Origin of the sequence: Sphingobium sp. WCS2017Hpa-17 (assembly GCF_031843765.1) — a bacterium.
In the GTDB taxonomy this organism is placed as follows: Bacteria; Pseudomonadota; Alphaproteobacteria; order Sphingomonadales; family Sphingomonadaceae; genus Sphingobium.
This window is the reverse complement of sequence record NZ_JAVTIV010000002.1, coordinates 1-19,677: the sequence shown is the minus strand read 5'-3', so window position 1 is coordinate 19,677 and position 19,677 is coordinate 1. Positions and strand designations below refer to the sequence as shown.

Genomic DNA, 19,677 nt, shown 5'->3' with positions numbered 1-19,677 from the left:
CGGGATCAGGCCAGTTCGATCCAGCCGTCCGACAGTCGTCGATCAAGGGGCGGCAAGCCCGCCCTGATGCCGATGGCGTCGATATAAGCGGCAATGTCATCGCGCATTGGGTCATCTGCCACGGTCGGGCGGCCGGGCGGCGCAAACCAGATTGGCAGAAATCCCGTCTCCATCCGGCCGTCGGCATGGATACGGCAGCGGCCGATCAGACCATTGACGGCTTCGGGATGGAAGGGGGCGAGTGGATAGGCGGGATCGGGTTCGAAGCCGAACATCTTCTTGCGTCGCTCGGCCCATTCCGCGCGGGCAGGATGATCCTGCGCCGGCGTGAGGGCGTGGGTCACGACGCACCCATTGCCAAGGCCGTGGAAGATGGGCCGCCCGCGATGAAATTCGATGCCACGTGCAATATGGGCGTGGTGGCCGACGACGATGTCCGCACCGGCTTCGACAGCCGCGTGCGCCAGGGCGCGCTCATAGGGGGCCAGTGCCGCAGGGCGATGCGTGATCCCCTTGTGCAGGGCGACGATCAGGACGTCGGCCCGCCCGCGCGCATTGGCGATGTCGGCCTGCATTTGAGCGACGGAGGCGGGATCGGCTTCGGTCAGTTCGGCCTGTGGACGGCAGGGGCCGCCATCGGCGGCATGAATATTGACATAGGCGCTGCCGGCCCGATCTGCCGTCGCCCAGCTTATTTCCGGGCCGACGCAATTATAGCTGAGCAGCGCGATACGCTTGCCTTCCCGGATCATAATGGCTGGTTGCCGGGCGAGGGCGAGCGTCGCATCCGCGCCGTTATGGGCGATGCCGAGGCGGTCCAGTTCCGCATTGGTGTCCGCAATGCCGATCGCGCCGCAATCGGCGATATGGTTGCCGGCCATGGAGAGCATCATGATGTTGGCGCGGGCGATGGCGGCGAGATGCGCAGGCTCAGCACCGGGGGCGGGAACATCGCCCTTCAATTCTTCACCACGCAGCGTGTGCGGTACTTCCAGATGGCCGATGGCAAGATCGGCAGCGCGTGTGACGTCGGCGATGCCGGAGAGCCAATGATCCGGTTCAGGCACGTCGAGGATGATGTCGCCCAGGAACAGAATGTCGATCGGGCGGCTCATGCCACGGCTCCTTGCGCGCGCAACGCGGCGATATGATCCCCGGCATGGCCGAGTTCGGTTAGAATGGTGTCGGTATCGCCGCCGAGCTTCGGCACGACCGGTGTTGCGACGGGATCGGTCGAAAAGCCTGCGCCCATGACCGTCAGTGGCCGATCATGACCGGGCAGAGTGACGGCGTCCAGCGATCCGCGCTGCGAGAGATGGGGGTGCGCCACGATCTGACCGACGTTGCGGATCATGGCGGCCGGGACACGGGCCTGCGTCAACCGGGCTTCCAATTCTTTCGTCTGCCATTGGGCCAGTTGATCGGTCAGCCATGCCTTGACGAAGTCATAATGGGCTACGCGGGCGGCATGGTCGATAAAGGCCGGATCGCCAATCATATGCTCCTGCCCCAGCACACGCAGTAGCGCTTCCACCTGCGTCTGGTGATTGGCGCCGAGCGCAATCCATCCGTCGGCGGTGGGATAGAATTCGGATGTGGCGACCAGACGGAAACCCTTGTTGCCGGTGCCGCCCGGCGTGTGCCCGGTATAGCTGTGTATCGCGACCGTCTGATTGGCGAGTTTCAGCGCTGAATCCAGCATGGCAACATCGACATGCTCGCCCACGCCGGTCACGTCGCGGCGGCGCAGTGCGGCCATCACGCCGATGACCGCGACATAGCCGGTGAAACTATCGATGATCGGCAGGCCCAGCTTGCGGGGTTCGCCATCGACGGCGTTCAGCATGGCGATGCCCGACATGGCCTGCGCAATATGATCATAAGCGCCCCAATCAGCCAGCGGGCCGGTCTGGCCGAAGCCGGTGATCGAAACGATGACGAGGCGCGGGTTGCGACGGTGCAGGGCGTCGACCGGGAAGCCCAGTCGCGCGAGCACGCCGGGGCGATAATTTTCGACCAATATGTCGGCCTGCTCGATCAACTGCCACAGCACGGCTCTTGCCTCATCCTGTTTCAGGTCGAGCGCGATCGAGCGCTTGCCGGCGTTGATCGAGGCGAAGGGCACGCTCATCAGCGATTCGCCGGCATGTTCGGTATAATGGCGGAAGCCGTCGCCCGTCCGTGGCGGCTCGACCTTCACGATATCCGCGCCCATCTGCATCAGCGCATTGGTGCAGGTCGGGCCGGAAATGGCGTGGGTCAGGTCCACCACCCTGATGCCGTCCAGCGCGTTCATGCGGCGGCGCCCCGCGCGCTGGAGAAAAGGCCGGCGGAGGCGAAAGATTCTATAGCGGCTGCATCGAAACCGAGTTCGGCAAGAATGGTTTCATTGTCCGCGCCGGGCAGGGAGGCGGGACGATGATCGACCGGCGGGCTGGCGGAGAGGTGGAAAGGGGTGCCGATCTGCTCGACGCTTTTATCGCCGACCGGCAGCGTGACATGCATGGCGCGTGCATGTGCATGGGGATGGCGCAACGCTTCGGAGGCTGTGAGCACCGGCATCGCCTGTGTGTCGGCGGCGTCGAACAGGGTGAGCCAATGGGCGCGATCCTGCGTCGCGAACAGCGCAACCAGATCGTCATGCATGGCAGGGTGCGATGCCGTGTCGAATTGCCGGACGGCATAGTGCGGCCGGCCCACAGCAGCGCAGAAGCGGGCCCAGTAGCGCGGCTCCATATCGGTGGTGCAAAGCCAGTGTCCGTCCGCGCATTGCCAGACGCCGCCTTTGGGATGCCAACGGCCATCGGGCCAGCCGATCGCGTCCGGCTCTGTACGGCCCAGCGCGACCATCAACAATGGCATGGCGGCGTCGGTCATGGCGACATCGACATGCTGGCCTGTTCCGCTGGCGGCGCGGGCCTGAAGCGCCATCATGATCGCGATCGTCGCATGGGTGCCGGCCAGGACATCGGCGACCTGTACGCTGGGCAGGGTTGGGGTCGCGGTGCCGTTGAGGCGCGAAAGTGCCCCCGACAGTGCCAGCGCGGCCGGATCATGGCCCGCGCGGCCGGCCAGCGGACCTGTTTGCCCGGCGAAGGACACGGAGGCGTAAATGAGGTGCGGATTGATCGCTGCTGCTGCTGCATAGCCAAGCCCCATCACATCCATGACGCCGGGGCGATAATCCTCCACTAATATATCCGCCCGCTCGATGAGCGCGCGCAGGACCGGCGCAGCGTCGGGATGGCCAGGATTGAGCAGCAGCGAGCGCTTGTTGCGGGTGTAGGTCGGACGCGCGCGGCGCAGCTTTTCGGCATCCTCGTCCGTGTCTGCGCCGAACATCGTGGTGGCCTTGGCCAGTTCACGCGGATGTTCGATGCGGATCACGTCGGCGCCCATGTCGCCGGCCAGCCAGCCGAAATAGGCGCCGGGCAGGAAGCGGGAGAAATCGAGGACGGTCAGCCCTTTGAGCGCGCTCATGCTGGAGCCTTCCGGCGCGCTGCCATCTGCATGCAGGGGCCGGTGATGAAGTCGGCGATCCGGCGTTCCAGATCATCTGCGTTGGCGCGGTCGAGCGCATAATTGTCGACGCCCAGTTCCAGAACCGGGATGCCCGCCGCGATCAGAGCCCGAAGCACGAAGGGGTCTGCGTCTGTCAGCGCCACTGCCCCGTCGATGCCATGAGTCTGCGCCTCATGCACATGCCAAGGCGCGGCCCAGCTTGGCATGCGCAGTTCGTCACCCATGGTCAGGAAGCGGGCGGCCAGCGCCCGCAGCGGATCGCGGTCCCGATCGAAATTGCGGATATAACCATCCGCAGCCAGCGCCAGATACATGGACCAGACGAAGATCGCGCCATAGCTTTCCTCCCATTTCTGGTAGAAGCCGGTGTTGCTCCACAGGCCGCGTCCAACCCACATCAGGCGAACCTGTTCATTCGGTATGGCGGCCTGCTTTTGGGCAACGCGCACCGCCACTTCCTCATAGAGCGCTTTCGCCGCATCGCGGCCCCAGATGGTGCCGCGATGCCATTGCGGCACCATGGTGGCGGGCATGCTATCCACGATACCGATTGGCGCAGGGGTGGTGTTGGCGATCAGGTCGCGGGTCTTGCGATAATATTCTTCCTGCTCGTTGACGAGGTGCATGACCTCGATGAAGCGGTTTTCGTCGAAGCGACCACCTGTTCTGGCCTCTATTGTGGCGATGACGTCGCGCAGTTCGGCGACCAGCAAGTCGAGCCGTTCCGGTTCCAGCACCTCATCCCAGCGGTCGGGCAAGATCTCCCACCAATTGGTGTCGATCTGCCAGCGGGGATCGACCGTGCGCTCGTAGAGCATGGGGGTCGCGCCGCTTTCTAGCGCCCATGCCTCGAAGATGCCCGGCGTTGCATCGCTGGAGGCGATGGCATGAACGAAATCCGGGCGCGGAAGGCCGCCCCATGGAGCCTGCTCGCCATCCTCGTCCAATGCGGCGGCCAAGCCTTGCGCGCTGTAGGCCTCGACATCGGTAGGATAATGGCGCGCCTTCAGCAGGTCGCGATAGCGGCTGCTCTGCTGCTTGGCGGCGACGATCGAGGCCCACCATTGGTTGACGACGAAGGGGACATCGAGCGCGCGCAATATTTCCTGCGGCGCGTTGGCATTGACCATCGCAAAGGGCGCGCCGGCAACGGCCTGCGCGCGTACGGATGCGAACCAGTCGCGCTGATAGTCGCCGGACGAGGTGGAGGCGGTGAGGAGCTTGCGGCTGCGGGTCTTGGGCTGTTGAGCAGCTGGTTGCGTGCGAGCGGGAGGGGCAGTTTGTTCGCCCCGTAGCGCCTGACGCAGAGGATCGGCAGAATCGAGCGGGCATCGAACCATCTGTACCGGGATCGGTTGGTCATGGAGCGCGGCGGCGTTCCAGGGGGCGGCTTCGTCCATGTCGACCGACAGGTGCAGGATAATTGTGGCGTGCCGATCGCGGGCGCCGTCGCTGGCCAGTGCAGTGAGGATTGCTCTTCTGGCCGCGGCGTTGGGGACGGCGAGCGTCGGATCGGACCAATCCGCGATACTACGCGGTGTTGGCCGCGCGAACCGCATTATGCCCCATTCGTGGCTTTCCCCGACGATGCGGAGCCCTTCGGCCTCGATTTCGGCGGCGTGCAGGTCGGTTTCCTGTGCGCTGCCAGCGACGAAGGCAGGCGTGCCGGTCAGACGTGGGAGCGAGGCGGCATTCTCGATCAGTGCCTTGAGCAACGGCACCATTTCGGCGGGGGGCAGGATCGCGGCGCCTCCGATCAGGTGGAGCATCGCCGTGCCGGAAAGGCGAGGTGCTGGGCCGAACCGCAGGGCATCGGCCGTCCGCAACAACGCATTCACTTCGTCAGCGGCATCGGCGGCATTGGTGAGGTCCGCATCGGTGAAGTGATGACCGCCGGCCTCCGCCAGCCAGACGCGCAATTGGGCGAGGCGCTGGCCATTATAGGCGCGGCTCGACGGGCGATCGATATGCAGCAGGTCGAGCAGGGTGACGATGCGTGGACCTGCCACGCCGAGGCGTGCATTTTCGCGCAACGCGGAGAAGATTTGCGCCTGTTCTGCGTCGGCGCGGGTGAACAGCACAGGATCGGTCATCGCCGGATCGAGCAACTGTTCCACCAGATGATGCGCGCGGCGACGGCCGGTCGATGCTCCCAGCAGCGCATCGGCGCGCGGGGTGGGATGTCCGGGCGAAGGCGCCATCCGTACGGGAGAGAAGCCTGCGGCCCTGAGCAGCGGCAAGGGCGCGTCGCTGCCAATGACGCGCAGGACGCGATGGCCCTCGCTGCGCAGGCGGATGGCGACGCCCGTCGGATCGCGATAGGCGGCGGCAGCGGTTTCCAAGGCGCGCGCGGCTGTCATGTCAGATCACGCCGTCCGAACGCAATGCAGCGATCCGGTCTGCCGAATAGCCGAGCTGGCGGGACAATATGTCGTCACTATGCTGGCCGACCAGCACTGGCATCACATCGTCGAAACCGGTTTTCGCACCGGAAAAGACGATCGGGATGCCGGCGGTGCGCAGGTCGATATGGGTGTCGTAGGTGGGGTGGGCGACCTCCATTGTTTCGTGCCGGGCGACGACGCGCGGATCGACCAGCGCATCTTCGGGATGGCGTACCGGTGCGACGGGCACGCCCTCCGCCTCCAGCTTCGTAACCACCTCGCTGGTCGGCAGCGTACGCGACCAGTCGTTGATGAGCGCTTCCAGCACGGTTGCATTGGCGACACGGGAGTCGCGGTTGGCAAAGCGCGCCTCCTGCCCCAGATCTGGGCGGCCCATGGCCCGGAACAGGCCTTGGGCCAGCTTTTCATGGACGGCGACCACGGCAACATAGCCGTCGGCACACTCGAACACGCCGAAGGGGGAGAGGCGCTGAACCGTGAGGCCGGTGCGCGCCTGCATCCCTGCCGCCGCCATGGCCGACCAGTTTTCGATTGCGACGAAACTGGTGAGTGCCCCCAGCATCGACACGTCGATATGCTGGCCCTCGCCCGTGCGGTGCCGCTGTTCCAGCGCGGAAAGGATGCCGATCACGGCGAAGACGGGGGCTAGCATGTCGGCGATCGGGATGCCGATGCGGACAGGCGGCTCATTATGGCCGCCGCTCGCATACATGGCGCCCGACAAAGCCTGAATGATGATATCCATCGCCTTGCCATCCGTCGCCGTGGCGCCGAAGCCGGACAGGGAGCAATAGATGATACCGGGATTTTCCTGTTTCGCGACGTCATAGCCGACGCCCAGCCGATCGGCGGTCCCGGCGGTGAAATTTTCGACGACGATATCGGCGGTTCGGACGAGGTCGCGGAAGACCTGGCTAGCGCCCGGCTTTTTGAAATCCAGCGCCACGCCATATTTGCCGCGGGAGCGGGTCAGGTGCGATACGGAAATATCGTCCTCATGCTTGCGTTCCACGACGATACCGTCGCGGCCCACATAGGGGCTGTTCTCGCGCGCCAGGTCGCCGCCGCGCGGATCTTCGATCTTGATGACTTCGGCGCCAAGGCCAGCGAGCAGCAAGGTGGCATAGGGGCCGGCAAGGGCGCGGGTCAGGTCGATGACGCGCAGCCCTTCGAGCGGGCGCTGGGTGGGCGTGTTGGTCATGGCTGTTCCCCTGACGGCGCGGATTGCGCGCCGATGTCGCATTGAGCGGCGGTGCCGCTGGTGATGAGATGCTGGGCGGCGCGGAAAACGGGCAGGCCGTCGATCCCGACGGATCGCAACCGTTCCGCCTGTCCCAGCGCGTCCTTGTTGTAGAGGGCGTCGAAGCGTGTCTGCTCCTGCGGCGGCAGGGGCGCAAAATCGACGCCGTCGGTCTTGCCGAAGGCGATGCCGTCGGCTTCAGCCTTCAGCAATTCCCGGTTGAGTGCGGCTTCCCAGTCCTTGCGCGAACCTGCGAGCAGCTTTTGCAGGTCGGCGGGCAGCCGGCCCCATGCCTTGTCCGATATGGCGCGCGCGGGATAGGCGCCGCGGCTGAAGCGGATGGTGGTGAAATGCTTGGCCACTTCGGAAAAGTGCAGGCTCTTGATCGTGTCGGCCGGGGCGACCACGCCGTCGATCACGCCCTTGGCGAGCGCGCTATAGACTTCGCTCATCGGCATGTTGACCGGGTCGGCACCCAGTTCCTTCAGCACATCAACGGCGTCGCTCTGCGCGCGCAAACGAAGTCCGCGAAAATCCTCCAGATGGCGGATCGGGCGGTTGATCGTCAGGACGCCGGGAAAGTTGCCGCCCTGCACCGCCAGCACATGCAGGCCGTGCAGTTCCTTGCCGAAACCGGGAAAGCGGCTGGCGAGGCAGTCATAGACGGCGATCTGCTCGCTGATGTCGCGCACGCCGCCATAGAAGCCCGACTGGACCCGCAGCAGATGCGCGCCGCCCTTGGCATAGATGGGGGTGATGAGGCCGATATCGGCGATGCCGTGGCGGATTTCCTCCATGCTCATGTCGTTGGAAAGCAGCGCGCCCGACCAATAGGGGCGAAAGGCGATGCGGCCGTGGCTGGCTTTTTCTACACCGGCCATCCATTCCTTGTCCGCCCGGCTGAACGGGTGGCTGGGCGGATAGGGGCTGGCATAGGTCAGCACATGCTCCGCCTGCTTGGGCGCAGGCGCGCAGGCGGCGAGTGCAAGTGCAGCGGCAAGGGGGATGAGGAAACGCATGGGATCAGCCCCCCGTCACGCTGGGCAGCCACAGGGTCAGCGCCGGGAAGGCGATGATGAGGCCAAGGTGGAAGAAGTCGGCGACGAGGAAGGGGATGATCCCCCGGAAGATCGCGCCCAGTGGTATGTCCTTGGCGATGCCCTGGATCACATAGACGTTGAGGCCAAGCGGGGGATGGACGAAGCCGATTTCCATCGTCCGGGTCAGGAAGATGCCGAACCAGATGGCGCTGTAGCCCAGTTCCTGCGCGATAGGCAGGAAGATGGGGGTGGTCAGCAGCATAAGCGCGAGGCCATCGAGGAACGAGCCGAGCAGCAGCAGCAGGGCCGCCATGACGATGATCGCCAGCACCGGGCTGGTGTGCATGTCGCGGACAGTCTGCGACATGAGGTCGGCGATCCCGGTCACGCTGATGAAGGTGGCGAAGAGGACGGCGCCGATGATGACGACATAGATCATGCCGGCGGTGCGCAGGGTGGAGGCGACCGCGCCGCCAATCGCCTGCCGGTTGAAGGCACCGCGCAAAGCGCAGATGCCGAGTGCCGCGATCACGCCGACGGACGCGGCTTCGGTGGGGGTGAACCAGCCGATCATCAGGCCGCCGATGACGAAGATCACCAGCGCGATGACATCGATGATGCGACCAAGGCCCAGGATGCGATTGCGCCAGCCAATGCGTTCGGCCTTGGGGCCGAGTGCGGGGCGGAAATGGCACAGGATGCTGATCGTCACCATGTAGAACAGGGCCTGGCTGAGGCCGGGGATGATCGAGGCGGCAAACATCTTGCCGATCGACTGTTCGGCGATGATGCCGAACACGATGAGCGCGCCCGAAGGGGGGACGAGCGAACCCAGCGTGCCCCCGGCCGCCAGTGCGCCGGCGGCGAACCCCGGCTGGTAATTGGCGCGGCGCATTTCGGGCAAGGCAGCTGCGCCAACGGTGGCGACGGTAGCGAGGCTGGACCCGCTAATCGCGCCGAAACCCGCGCAACCCGCAATTGAGGCGAGGGCAAGGCCGCCGCGACGATGGCCCACGAACCGGGCGGCGACGTCGAAGAAATCGCGGCTCGCCCCGGCAGCGAAACAAAGATGCGCCATCAGCAGGAAGAGGGGGAGGACGCCCAACTCATATTTCATCACCGTTTCGAAGCCGACGACGCCGCCTTTGATGATGGCGGCTTCGGGCGAGATCAGGATGGCAAGGCCGAGCAGCCCGACGCCGGCGAGGCCGACGCCGATCGGTACGCCGATCGCAAGCAGGCCAAGCAGAGCGACTATGCCCAAAAGGCCGATCAGTTCAGGCGTCATCGGGCGCTCCGGCGGAAGAGGGCGCGGGCAAAAAGCGCCGCGACGAAGAGCAGCGCCGCGATCTGGATCAGGCGCAGCGGGGTGATGGGGATGTGGAGCAATTCGGTCCGCTCATGGCCGTGCCACAGGTCCGCGACCAGCCAGAGGCAGCCGGTGGCGAGCAAAATGAACAACGACATGGACAGTAGTGCGGCAATCTTCGCGAGCAGGGTGACCGCCGGGGCGCTAAGCCTTTCGGTCAGGATATGCACGGCGGCATGGGTGCCCTTCAGGGTCGCGAAGATCATCGCGGAGGAAGCGATGAGGACGATGCAGCATTGTACCACCTCGATCGAGCCGAGCAGGGTGAAACCGACATGACGGCCGAGCACGGCGATGGCGTCGGTCGCCATGGCGACGAACAGGCCGGTGCCGCCGACCAGAAAGGCCGCGCGGGTGGCTCCGCTTTCCGGCTGGGGCGTGGGCGGCGGTGCCTCCCCCGGATCGAGATCGTTCTGCATCTTCCTCTCCCTGAAGGCCGCCTTATTGACAGCCCGGCGGTTCGCCCGTCTAATGACTTGACGGAAAATATGGTAGAGAAATTCAACTTTCTGTCAACTACACTAATTTCAACGACAGGAATTTTCGTGAAGCGCGTGGCAGGCAAGAAACCGGATCAGGATAATGGAGAATCGGGCGTCAGGCTGGGTCGCCTGGACGAGTTTATCGGCTTTCGCCTGCGGCGCATCCAGAACCAGTTGTCGCGCGATTTTGCGGCGGCGACGGCGGAGCGCAATCTGCGGTCCGGGCTCTTTTCCTCGCTGGCGATCGTGGCCGCCAATCCCGGCATTTCCCAGAATGAATTGTCTCGCGCCGTAGGCCTGGACAAGTCGATTACGGTGCAGATTGTCGACGATCTGGAGGGGCGTGACCTGGCGCGGCGGGAGCGGTCGCCCACTGATCGGCGGCGCCATGCTTTATTTGCCACCGAGTCGGGGCAAGCCTATCTGGACGAACTGTTCGACACGCTGGCGAAGACCGAGGATGCCGTGCTGCACCAGTTAACCAAGGCGGAACTGGCGCTGCTGCGCGAACTGCTCGACCGTATGTATGAGGCCTATGACGAGCAGGGGATCACCCTGTGAGGTTGGGGTAAATATGGTTTGTTAAAATGATGGTTGACAGAATCAACGATTGAGTCGAAACATTATCGCGTCCTTGGTGAGCGCGATGAAAGCGCTTGCGGATGGCGAAGACGCTGCCGTGACGATGGAGAGAGATGTGCCGGGCGCCGATCATGGCGTCGGTAGGGCTGTTCCTTCCATCGTGCGCGGTGTCCGCCCAACGATAATCGCCCGGCTACGGTCGGGTCGGGAGGTACATTCATGCCACGCACCGCGCTGCGCCATTCCGTTTCTCGCTCCGTCCTGATGTTGCTCGCCCTGTCCGCGGCGCCCGCGCTGGCGCAGGAAGGCGCTGCGCCGCAGGACGATCAGGGTGCGGCCGACATCATCGTCACCGGCACCAGCATTCGCGGCGTCGCTCCGGTCGGTTCGCCGCTGGTGGCGGTAGGCCGCGCGGAAATCGAGCAGTCGGCGGCGACCACCACCATTCGCATTCTTCAGGAAACGCCACAGATCCTGAACTATGGCGTGTCGGACACGACCCGCAGCGGCGCGGGTGGCGCCAGCAACGTCGCCTATGGCAATTCGATCAACCTGCGCGGCGTTGGCCCCTATGCCACGCTGACCCTGATCAACGGCCATCGCGCCGTGCCGCAGGGCACGGCCGGCAACAGCGTCGATCCGTCGACCATCCCGACGCTGGCGCTGGAACGGGTGGAAGTGATCGCGGACGGCGCATCGGCCATTTACGGGTCGGACGCTGTGGCGGGTGTCGCCAACCTCATCCTGCGCCGCAAATATGAAGGGCTGGAAGTCGAGGTGCAGAATGGTTTTGCCGACCATTATCGCGAAAGTCAGATCGGCGTCATTGGCGGACATAAATGGGATACAGGTCAGATCACGGCATCCTTCCAGCATACCTATCGCACCAATCTGAGCGGGCTGCATCGCGATTTCTATGGCGCTAACCTGACCGATCGGGGCGGCGCAGACTATCGCGTCACCCAGTGCGCGCCGGGCAATATCGTGACGGGCGGGACAAGCTATGCGATCCCGGCCGGCGGCGCGACGCCCGACACTCTGGTGGCCGGCACCAGCAACAAGTGCGACAATCTCAAAGCCATCGACCTGGTGCCGCAGCAGGAGATCAACAGCGCGGCGCTGACATTCGATCAGGATATAACCGATGGCATCCGCTTCTATGCCGACGTCTATGCCGCGCGGCGCGATGCCCAGCGGCGTGGGCAGACGGCGGCACAGAATCTGACCGTGCCGCGCAGCAACGCTTACTTCGTCGCTCCGGCTGGCACCAATCCGGCGAGCGAGACGGTGCAGTATAGCTTTGCCAATGATTTCGGGCCCTATTCCAATACCGACATCACATCCAAGACGATCCAGGGGACGGCTGGTATCAACGCAGACCTGTTCGGTGACTGGCAGATCGATGTCTATGGCACGATCGGCGACAGCCGTGACCATGTGCGTTCCCATGGTAATCTGACCGATAGCGCTGCGCTGACAGCCGCATTGGCGAGCAGCGATCCGGCGACGGCTTTCAATCCCTTTGGCACGTCGGCGAATAATCAGAATGTGATCGATGCGATCATGAACAATGTCACCGACACGCGCGGCCATAGCAAGATGCGCGCGGCGGAAGTGACGATGAACGGTACGCTCTTCAGCCTGCCGGGCGGCGACGTGAAGGTCGCGGTGGGCGCCGAATATTACAAGCTGAACCTGCGCACGGGGCAAGTGCGTGGCCGGGTCGGCGCACAGACCGGTACGGACCTGAGCCTTGGCCGCAACGTCAAGTCGGCCTATCTGGAACTGATGGTGCCGATCTTCGGCCCCGACAACGCCATCCCCGGCTTCCAGCGGCTCGATCTGGATATTGCCGGACGCATCGATGATTATAGCGATGTGGGCGTGACCAAGAATCCCAAGATCGGCATCAACTGGGAACCGGTGCGCAACCTGAAGCTGCACGGCAGCTATGGCGAAAGCTTCCGCGCGCCGTTGCTGACCCAGTTGATCAGCGCTGGCGGCACGCAAATGTATATCCAGAATTATTTCGACCCGACGGTCGGTACGACGGTGCAGGGCGTGGCGCTGTCTGGCGGCAACCTGAACCTGAAGCCGGAAACGGCGCGGACATGGTCGTTCGGCGGCGAATATTCGCCCGACTTCCTGCCGGGTGCGCAGTTGAGCCTCAACTATTTCGATCTGGTCTATAAGGGGCAGATCAACGGCTATCTGTCCAACCTGAACGTGCTGAGGCAGGAAAATCTCTATAGTTCGATCATCCTGCGCGATGCGGCGGCGCAGGCGCGGATCGCGGAACTGATCGCGCAGGGCCTGACCATCAATGGCGGCACCACGGCCAATGCGCAGGCGGCCACTGTCTTCGTCGAAGGGCGTCCGAGCAACCTTGGCACCACTATCACACGCGGCATCGATTTCGGCCTCTCCGTACCGGTGCGGACCGGCAATGCGGGCGATTTCCGCTTCTCCGTGCGGGGCACACATTTCCTGACCTACAAGGTCGGGATCACGCCGGATGCGCCCGTGATCGATCAGGTCAACAATATCGACTATCCGCTGAAATGGCGCGCGCGTGGCGTGGCCGGCTGGTCGAAGGGCGGGTTCGATGGCAGCATCGTCGTCGCCTGGCAAAATGGGTACAACAACACCTATGTCACGCCGGTCGAGAAGATCAAAAGCTATACCACGGTCGATCTGCGCCTCGCCTATGACCTGAGCGAAACCGGCATTCCGGGAACGGAGGGTGTGAAAGTGGGGCTGGACGTACAGAATCTGTTCGATCGCGATCCGCCCTTTGCCGATCTGGCGCCGACCAGCAATGGCGGTGGCGGCGGTTTCGATCCACAGACGACCAATGCGATCGGTCGGATGGTGTCGCTCTCGATCAGCAAGAGCTTCTGATGCGGGTCGGTCTGGCGGTCGCGGCTATCGCGCTCATGGGGTCGGTTCCTGCCTGGGCTGGGATCGACAAGGTCGACGGGCCGGTGCCGGTGACGGCGACCAGCCAGATATACAACAGCGCCAATGTGCCGGGCGCGCTGCCGGCCATCGATCTGGCGGCGCATGGCTATGTCGAGGAGGAATATTTCCTCCACGGCACGGCCGACGCCTTCCGGCATGAGGCAGATGGTAGGCTGTCTGTTCTGGCCAAGGATGTGCCCTATGGCACGCGGATCATCGTGCGGCGTCCGAAGGACAAGGCGCGGTTCAGTGGCATCGCGCATTTCGAGCCGATCCACCCGTCGCAGGGCGGGACGAGTCATTGGCTGGCAACGGCGGAGTATCTGATGAAGCGGGGCGATATCTATGTCGCCGCCGGCCTTGGCGACGATGCGCCGAGCCGCGCCATCTCCGCCAAGGGGCCGGTGCCGACGGCGCAGAGCCAGGTGCTGCAATGGTATGAGCCGGATCGCTACAAACCGATCCAGTGGCCCAAGGAAGATGGCATCCGCTATCAGTTGATGGCCGATGTCGGCGCCCTGCTGCGCAGCGACCGAGCGGACAATCCGCTCAAGGGTCTGGAGGTGCGACGCCTGCTCGTCGGCGGCTGGTCCTTCACCGGCAGCGTGCAGCGCAGCTTCATCAACGAAGGTTTCCATGATCGCGCCCGCCTGCCCGATGGCAAACCAGTGTTCGACGGCTATCTGCTGGGCATATCGTCCCGCTGGAACGGGGGTGGCTATGTGCCGCTCAACAGCGAGGAGCCGCCCGTCGCCAATGACGATGCGCGCCGCACCCTGCGTCCGATCGACGTGCCGGTGATCGAATTCATGAGCGAGTTCGAGGTCGGCACCGGTCGGCCCGAACAGCAGCCCGATAGCGATGCGAAGGTCGGTGCGCACCGCGTCTATGAACTGGGCGGCGTCATTCACGGCTCCAGCATGGTTGACGGCAATCCGCCGCGCGACAAGCGGGCCAATATGGTGCAACTGGCGGCGAAGGGCTATCCGGTCGCAGGCGTGAAGGGCGAGGAGGCGGGCAATAGCTGCCCGCTGCCGATCAGCGACGTGCCGCATGGCGCATTCATTCGTGCGGCGCTCGACAATCTGCGATTGTGGACGGACGAGGGTGTGCCCGCGCCGCGCGCGCCGCAGCTTGGCTGGACCGCTGACCGCAAGATAGCGCGCGACAAGGACGGCAATCCGGAGGGAGGCCTGCCCGTGGCGGAGTTTCAGGTGCCCTTGGCCGCCTATGGTCTTTACACCGGCAGCGATCAGCTGGCCTGCGTCGCGAAGATCGGCCGGCCGATCTTCCTGCGGCAGGATATGGACACGGCAACGCTCAAGGCGCGCTATGGTAGCGCGGCCGGTTTTGCAAAGCGCTACGATAGGGCAGTCGATGCGCTGGTGCGGCAGCATTGGTTGCTGTCCGCCGATGCCGCGGCGCTCAAGGTCAAGGCTCGCGCGGATGCAGCGCGCCAATTCGGGAAGCGATAAGGGGATGAGGATGAAAGCTCTGGCGGCCGCGCTTCTGGCGCTGACGGCAATGGCGAGCGGCACGGCGATCGCTGCACCAGCGGACAGCAGTTTCGGCCATTATCAGCCGAAACAGGTGTATGACGGCATCCATAGCGCGTCTCTCTATGTGCCGATGCGCGACGGGGTGCAGCTTGCCGTGCGGATCGACCGGCCGACGCGGAATGGCAAGGTCGTAGAGGGGCGGTTCCCTGTAATCTGGCATCATACCCTGTCCATCTCCCAACTGACGGCCGATGGAGCGGGCGGCCGGGTGAGCGGCTTTCGTCAGATGCAGGAACTTGTGCGCTATGGCTATGTCGTGGTGCAGGTGGCGCGGCGCGGCAATGGCCAGTCGACCGGCGTGCGGCGCGGCTACCATGACCGGAACGAGGCGCAGGACGCCTTCGACATGACCGGATGGCTGGCCAAGCAGGACTGGTCCGATGGCAAAGTCGGCGTCTATGGCTGCTCCAACACGGGGGACGCAGCCATGCATGTCATGACCATGCGTCCGCCGGCATTGAAGGCCGTGTTTGCCGGCTGCTTTTCCTGGAACAAATATGATGCCTTCCGCCGGGGCGGCATTTTCGCCCAATGGGGCACTGGCCCGACCCGGACGGTCGAAGATGACATGAAAGTTTCGCCGGTCGACGGCGATGAGAAGAAGGTGATCCTGCGCGAGGCAGCCGAGGAGCATCAACTGTCGACGCCCTTATTCGACATGTGGAAGCAACTGCCCTATCGCGACAGCTGGTCGTCGCTGGTCGCCAGCCGTTTCTGGGCAGAGGGCAGCGCCTCCAGCTATGCCGACCAGATCAGGCTGGGCGCGGTGCCGCTCTATATTCAGGGTGGCTGGCGCGACGAACTGCGCGATCAGGCCTTCATCGCGCATCGCAACGTGCCGGGATCGCGGGTGCTGATCGGCCCCTGGGCGCACTGCAACAGTGATGATTTCGCGCTGCTGGAAGAAATGCATCGCTTCTATGATCGCTATCTCAAGGGGATCGATACCGGTATCGACGCGCAGGCGCCGATCCATTATTTCACCGTCAACGCGCCCAAGGGCAGCGCATGGCGGGCGACGACCGACTGGCCGCTGAAAACGACGAAGATGACGCCACTCTATTTTACCACCGGCAAACTGGCCACCGCTCCGGTCAGGAGCAAGCCGGTCAACTTCAAGGCGCGCTACGACATCGCCTGTCCGGATGCCGGCAGCGGATCGCAGGTCCAGCCCTGCCATGTAGCCGGATCGGGTGTCAGCATGGCTGGTGCACCAGTGGCGGCGGACACGGAAGTCACCGGCAACGCGCTGGCCGACCTCTGGGTTTCTTCTGACCAGAATGATGCCAACATCTTTGCCTATCTGGAGGATGTGGCACCCGACGGCACGGTTCGGGTCGTCACGGAAGGGCGGCTGAAGGCATCGCTGCGCAAGGAAGGGCAGGCGCCCTGGTCGATGCCGCCGGGTGTGCCATGGCACCGGGCCTATGAGGAAGATGCCCAGCCGCTCAAGGCTAGCGAGCCGACACATTTGCGGTTCGACATGATGCCGACCAGCTGGGTGTTCCAGAAAGGGCATCGGATGCAGATCACCCTGACAGGCTCCGACCATCGTGAACGGGCGCGAGACATGCAGACGCCACCGACCATCACTGTCTTTGCCGACGCGGATCATCCCTCTCAGGTGGCGGTGCCAGTAGTCCCGGCTGGTGCGCGTTGATCCTATCTTTCGATCGGATGATGCTGAAGCATCCAGCCTGATGGCGGCGACCTTGGCCGGCGTGTTCAAGTTGCCGCCATATTCGCGTCGATCATGATGACGCGTAGCTGTTGAATTATCCAATTATTCGGTCGCCCCTGACATGGGCGGCCGAGCGGTGATGCGGCATCATCCTCGGCAAATGTCCATGATGTGGAGAGGATTGCCATGAAAACCCAGGTCGCCATTGTCGGCGCCGGTCCCGCCGGACTGATGCTCGGTCATTTGCTCCGTGCCGAGGGCATTGATGTTGTAATCGTCGAGCGGGCCTCTCCCGAATATGTGCTGGGCCGCATCCGGGCCGGCGTGCTGGAGCGCACTACCACCGATCTGATGGACCGGCTTGGGCTGGGCGCCCGGATGCACGCGGAGGGGCTGCCGCATGACGGCTTCCATCTGGCCGACGGCGAACGGCTGATCCGTATCAATATCGCCGAACTGACCGGACGCCAGGTGATGGTCTATGGTCAGACCGAAGTGACTCGCGACCTGATGGATGCGGCGCCGGATCGCGGTTTGCAGATTATCTACGATGCTGCCGATGTGGCGCTGCATGATGTCGATGGTGATGCCCCTTATCTCACATATAGCAAGGATGGCGCGACCCATCGGATCGACGCGCAGTTCCTGTGCGGCTGCGATGGTTTCCACGGCCCGTCACGCAAAGCGATCCCCGCCTCGGTCGCGGCCGCCTATGAAAAAGTCTATCCGTTCGGCTGGCTCGGCATCCTGGCCGATGTGCCGCCCTGTAATCATGAGCTGATCTACGCCAATCATGAGCGCGGCTTCGCGCTGGCATCGATGCGCTCGGAAACGCGCAGCCGCTATTATATTCAGGTGCCGCTGGACGAGAAGATCGAAGAATGGCCCGACGACCGGCTTTGGGATGAACTGGCGACCCGGCTGGGGCCGGAAGCGGCCGCGCATATTACCCGCGGCCCGGCGCTGGAAAAGTCGATCGCGCCACTGCGCAGCTTTGTGTTCGAACCGATGCGCCACGGCCGGCTGATGCTGGCCGGCGACAGCGCGCATATCGTGCCGCCGACCGGCGCCAAGGGCCTCAATCTGGCCATGTCTGACGTGCATTATCTGTCTCAGTCGTTGATCGCTTACTTCAAACGGCATGACAGCGACGCGGTGGCCGGCTATTCGGACAAGGCGCTGGCCCGCGTCTGGAAATCCGAACGTTTTTCATGGCAATTGACGAAGCTGATGCACCGCTTCCCCGACAGCGATGCGTTCGATCGCCGGATGCAGGTCGCCGACCTCGACTATATCGCTTCCTCGGTCGCGGCGCAGACGACGATCGCGGAAAATTATGTAGGATTGCCGCTATAATATGACCAGCCTTCCCACCCGCACTATCGGCCCTTTCACCGTTTCGGCCATCGGCCTTGGCTGCATGAATCTGTCCCATGCCTATCTGCCGCGTCCCGATGCGGCGGAGGCGGAGCGGCTGCTGCGCCATGCGCTGGATGCGGGTGTGACCCTGTTCGATACCGCTGCGCTTTATGGCTTCGGTGCGAATGAGGAATTGCTGGGCCGGACTTTGATGGACCGGCGGGCAGAATTCACCCTGGCGAGCAAATGCGTGCTGGCGGAGATTGACGGGAAACGCGGGCTCGATGGTTCGCCCAAGGCGATCGAGCGGGTGCTGGAGGATGCGCTGCGCCGGCTGAAGGTTGATCATATCGACCTTTATTATCTGCACCGATTGGACCCGAATGTGCCGATCGAGGAGTCGGTCGGTGCGCTGGTGCGTGCAAAGGAAGCGGGCAAGATCGGCGCGATCGGGCTGTCGGAAATGTCTGCGACGACGCTGCGTCGTGCCCATGCGGTCCATCCGATCGCGGCGATGCAGACCGAATATTCGCCCTGGGTACGCAATGCGGAAGTGGCCGTGCTGGAGGCTTGTGCGGAACTGGGCGCGGCCTTCGTGGCCTTTTCGCCGCTTGGTCGCGGGCTGCTTGCGGGGAACCCCAATGCGGCGAACCTCCTGCCGGGGGATATTCGTGGCGCCATGCCTCGCTTCCAGTCTCCGCATCTGGATGTCAATCTGCGACTGGTCGATCAGTTGAAGACATTGGCAGATGAGGCTGGGTGCACGGCGGCACAGCTTTGCCTGGCCTGGCTGTTGGCGAAGGGCGATCATATCGTTCCGATTCCCGGCACGACCAGCATTGCCCATCTGGACGAAGATCTGGCGACGCTGGCGCGGGATTGGCCGGCGGATCTGATCGCGGCGGTGGACAGCCTCTTTAGCTTCGATGCGCCGTCGGGGCCGCGCTACCCCCGCGATGCACAAAAGCAGATCGACACCGAGACTTGGGATGGCGAACCGCTCGCCTGAATCGGGCGAGATGATTCTCCAGCCTGTTCAACGGGTTGATTCGCAAAAATGGCTTCAATGCGGGCATGGATGGACGAAGGTCTGTCCATGCCCGCATTATTTTGCACTAGCGAAAAGTGCCCGGAATATGGGCTTTTTGCTCGACAAATGCCGGCATTCTCCACGGTTGCCCCATAAAGTTCAAAAAACGTTATTGACCGAATCAAATGCCCCGCCTAGAGGGCTTTTCACCGGACGGGACGGTGCCACTGCGGCGCTGGATTGGACGGTCGCCAACATGATCGGGACGCACTCCCCTGGAAAGTTTTTCAGGGAAGGATGGCTGTCCCGCTAAGGTTGTCGGTTCTTTGACATTGTCGGTTAGATGAAGGGACATGTGGGCGGCGGCTCGGTGTTGTGGTGGCTTCTAGGCATCACGGACATCGTAAAAGCTTAGCCAGTTCATATGTCTCAATACATATCCACAGT

General features: G+C 63.6%; 14 protein-coding genes. 6 read left to right on the top strand and 8 right to left on the bottom strand.

What is annotated here, in order from left to right:
* Positions 1–5: 5 nt before the first annotated feature.
* The 8 genes from RQH62_RS04440 to RQH62_RS04405 are packed head-to-tail and all read right to left on the bottom strand — an operon-like array spanning position 6 to position 9,995.
* Entirely contained in the window at positions 6–1,115 is a 1,110-nt protein-coding gene (locus tag RQH62_RS04440) for a CapA family protein (protein ID WP_311267547.1), read from the bottom strand.
* Positions 1,112–2,296 carry a CaiB/BaiF CoA-transferase family protein gene (locus RQH62_RS04435; protein ID WP_311267546.1) on the bottom strand — a complete coding sequence of 395 codons (1,185 nt, stop codon included), beginning with the start codon at positions 2,294–2,296 and terminating at the stop codon, positions 1,112–1,114. Before RQH62_RS04435 ends, RQH62_RS04440 begins: the two co-directional genes overlap by 4 nt.
* Positions 2,293–3,480: a CaiB/BaiF CoA-transferase family protein gene (locus tag RQH62_RS04430; RefSeq protein WP_311267545.1), complete on the bottom strand. Its 1,188-nt coding sequence runs from the start codon at positions 3,478–3,480 to the stop codon at positions 2,293–2,295. The genes RQH62_RS04435 and RQH62_RS04430 overlap by 4 nt, the downstream gene beginning before the upstream one ends.
* Positions 3,477–5,882, bottom strand: a complete 2,406-nt coding sequence (locus RQH62_RS04425) for a 2-hydroxyacyl-CoA dehydratase family protein (RefSeq protein WP_311267544.1) — start codon at positions 5,880–5,882, stop codon at positions 3,477–3,479. The genes RQH62_RS04430 and RQH62_RS04425 overlap by 4 nt, the downstream gene beginning before the upstream one ends.
* Before the next feature lies 1 nt (position 5,883).
* The gene (locus tag RQH62_RS04420) at positions 5,884–7,128 is read right to left on the bottom strand and encodes a CaiB/BaiF CoA-transferase family protein (protein ID WP_311267543.1); all 1,245 of its coding nucleotides are present in this window, start codon (positions 7,126–7,128) and stop codon (positions 5,884–5,886) included.
* The gene (dctP, locus tag RQH62_RS04415; protein ID WP_311267542.1) at positions 7,125–8,186 is read right to left on the bottom strand and encodes a TRAP transporter substrate-binding protein DctP; all 1,062 of its coding nucleotides are present in this window, start codon (positions 8,184–8,186) and stop codon (positions 7,125–7,127) included. The genes RQH62_RS04420 and dctP overlap by 4 nt, the downstream gene beginning before the upstream one ends.
* A gap of 4 nt (positions 8,187–8,190) precedes the next feature.
* Positions 8,191–9,495, bottom strand: coding sequence for a TRAP transporter large permease (locus tag RQH62_RS04410; protein WP_311267541.1), 1,305 nt, complete (start codon positions 9,493–9,495; stop codon positions 8,191–8,193).
* Complete coding sequence (locus RQH62_RS04405; RefSeq protein ID WP_311267540.1) at positions 9,492–9,995, bottom strand: TRAP transporter small permease subunit; 504 nt, start codon at positions 9,993–9,995, stop codon at positions 9,492–9,494. The genes RQH62_RS04410 and RQH62_RS04405 overlap by 4 nt, the downstream gene beginning before the upstream one ends.
* Before the next feature lie 126 nt (positions 9,996–10,121).
* Between RQH62_RS04405 and RQH62_RS04400 the strand changes: the two genes are divergently transcribed.
* The 6 genes from RQH62_RS04400 (at position 10,122) to RQH62_RS04375 (ending at position 19,209) form a co-directional block, all read left to right on the top strand.
* Entirely contained in the window at positions 10,122–10,619 is a 498-nt protein-coding gene (locus tag RQH62_RS04400; RefSeq protein ID WP_311267539.1) for a MarR family transcriptional regulator, read from the top strand.
* A gap of 240 nt (positions 10,620–10,859) precedes the next feature.
* Positions 10,860–13,541, top strand: coding sequence for a TonB-dependent receptor domain-containing protein (locus RQH62_RS04395; protein WP_311267538.1), 2,682 nt, complete (start codon positions 10,860–10,862; stop codon positions 13,539–13,541).
* A complete protein-coding gene (locus RQH62_RS04390; RefSeq protein WP_311267537.1) occupies positions 13,541–15,076 on the top strand; it encodes an alpha/beta hydrolase domain-containing protein in 1,536 nt (511 codons plus the stop codon). The genes RQH62_RS04395 and RQH62_RS04390 overlap by 1 nt, the downstream gene beginning before the upstream one ends.
* A gap of 10 nt (positions 15,077–15,086) precedes the next feature.
* Complete coding sequence (locus RQH62_RS04385; RefSeq protein ID WP_311267536.1) at positions 15,087–16,820, top strand: CocE/NonD family hydrolase; 1,734 nt, start codon at positions 15,087–15,089, stop codon at positions 16,818–16,820.
* Between the two features lie 207 nt (positions 16,821–17,027).
* Entirely contained in the window at positions 17,028–18,197 is a 1,170-nt protein-coding gene (pobA, locus tag RQH62_RS04380) for a 4-hydroxybenzoate 3-monooxygenase (RefSeq protein WP_311267535.1), read from the top strand.
* Position 18,198: 1 nt separating this feature from the next.
* Complete coding sequence (locus RQH62_RS04375; protein WP_311267534.1) at positions 18,199–19,209, top strand: aldo/keto reductase; 1,011 nt, start codon at positions 18,199–18,201, stop codon at positions 19,207–19,209.
* The last annotated feature ends 468 nt before the right edge of the window (positions 19,210–19,677 follow it).